Annotated in this window: 2 protein-coding genes; both read right to left on the bottom strand. The window is 61.4% G+C overall.

The window, feature by feature from the left end:
* Nucleotides 1–1,026: GNAT family N-acetyltransferase (locus tag EN984_RS33260; RefSeq protein ID WP_127384293.1), on the bottom strand; the 1,026-nt coding region annotated here is incomplete at its 3' end.
* Between the two features lie 50 nt (nt 1,027–1,076).
* On the bottom strand, nt 1,077–1,805 hold the full coding sequence (locus EN984_RS33265) for a glycerophosphodiester phosphodiesterase (RefSeq protein WP_127269017.1): 729 nt from the start codon (nt 1,803–1,805) through the stop codon (nt 1,077–1,079).
* Between the last annotated feature and the right edge of the window lie 14 nt (nt 1,806–1,819).

Consider the following 1,819-nt stretch of genomic DNA (forward strand, 5'->3'; position numbering starts at 1 on the left):
TGCCTCGACAACCTTCAGCTTGCGTTCGATGGCGAAGTCGATCGCCTGGTGATAGCAGACCTCGAAATGCAGGAAAGGATGGTCCTCGATGCAGCCCCAGTTGCGGCCATAGAGTGCGTCCGAACCGATGAAATTGATGGCGCCGGCGATATAGCGGCCATTGCGCCTGGCCATCACCAGCAGGATGTCGTCGGCCATGCGTTCGCCGATCAGCGAGAAGAATTGACGGTTGAGATAGGGCCGGCCCCATTTGCGGCTGCCGGTGTCCATGTAGAAGGCGAAGAAATCGTCCCAGGCCTTCTCCGTGAGGTCCTTGCCGGTCAGCCGATCGATCGAAATGCCTGGGGCAAGCGCTTCACGCCTTTCCTTCTTCATCGCCTTTCGCTTGCGCGAGGCAAGGGTGGCGAGGAAGTCGTCATAGGTCGAAAAACCTTCGTTGAAGAAATGGAATTGCTGGTCGGTGCGGTGCAGGAAGCCTGCCGCTTCCAGCACTTCCACATCGCTCTCTTGCGCGAAGGTGACATGCGCGGAAGAGACGCCGAGTTTTTGCGTCACCGCCTTCAGGCCCGCCGCGAGACCGGCCTTCACTTTGGCGCTGTCCTCGCCTTTGCTGACCAGCAGGCGAGGGCCGGTGACCGGGGAGAACGGCACGGCACTTTGCAGTTTGGGATAGTAACGGCCGCCGGCGCGCTCGAAGGCATCCGACCAGCCATGATCGAACACATATTCGCCCTGGCTGTGCGATTTGAGATAACAGGGCACCGCGCCCAGCAATCTGCCTTGCCCGTCCTCCAGCCTGAGGTGATGGCCCTGCCAGCCGGTGCGCCGCACGGCGCATCCAGAATCTTCGAGTGCGCTTAGAAAAGCGAAGGAAACCAAAGGATTGTAACTGGTTTCTGAATCTCCGCGCGCGGTTCCGGCAAAGCCGTTCCATTCATCACAGGTGAAGGCGCCAATGCCGGCGGCGACGCGGATCGAATAGTCAGCATTGGCCGTTTGTCCGTCACCCTCGTCGCCCTGATCCATGAGGCTTATTTAAGCTCCGTCCGGCCTGGTACAAGTCACGTTTCAGACACTCAGGCGACTTTGACCAGATCGGGCTCGAACCCCTCGAACGTCATCTGGTCGGCATATCTGAAGGTCAGGTCGACCGCCGGCTGGTCGTGCACCGTCCAGGTGATAACAGGCATTTTCAGCCTTTCGCGCACGAAGCTGACGAATGGGTTCGGCAGGTCGCCGGCCGCGTAGGAGGTGAAGGCGATGTCGTGCGCCAGCATGGCGAAATGCGCCTCGATCAGCCCGACGTCCTTGCCGTAGGCGGTGAGACCCCCGGGGATACCCGGCGCGTCTTTCGGAAAATCGCGGACCAGCCAGTGGTCGAACGACATGATCGCCGCCTTGCCCTTGTAGCGCTTGAGCATCTTGCCGACGCTTGCCACCAGGCCTTCGTCATAGCCGGGCGTGCCTTTCAACTCGACCACCAATGGCACGCGGCCGTCGACCAGGTGGAGCATTTCCTGCAGCGTCGGCACATGGTCCGCCGTGCCACCGACCCTGAGCGCCGCGAGTTCTGCTGCGGTGCGCTGCCAGACGAAACCATCCTGGCCGGTCAGGCGCTTGAGATCTCCGTCATGGATGATGACAGGAACGCGGTCGGACGACAGGTGGACGTCGCATTCGATGGCATAGCCGCGTTCGGCGGCCGCAGCGAAGGCTGACAGCGTGTTTTCCCAGCGCGTCTTGTTCATGTCGTGGAAGCCGCGATGGGCGACGGGCCGGGCGGTCAGCCAGGATAGGTCGGTCATATCTGTCCCCTGGC

This window comes from Mesorhizobium sp. M7A.F.Ca.CA.004.12.1.1, assembly GCF_003997835.1.
GTDB lineage: Bacteria > Pseudomonadota > Alphaproteobacteria > Rhizobiales > Rhizobiaceae > Mesorhizobium.

Coding starts and splice junctions, on each gene's coding strand:
- EN984_RS33265 (WP_127269017.1), bottom strand. CDS start 1,805: ATGACCGACCTATCCTGGCTGACCGCCCGGCCCGTCGCCCATCGCGGC.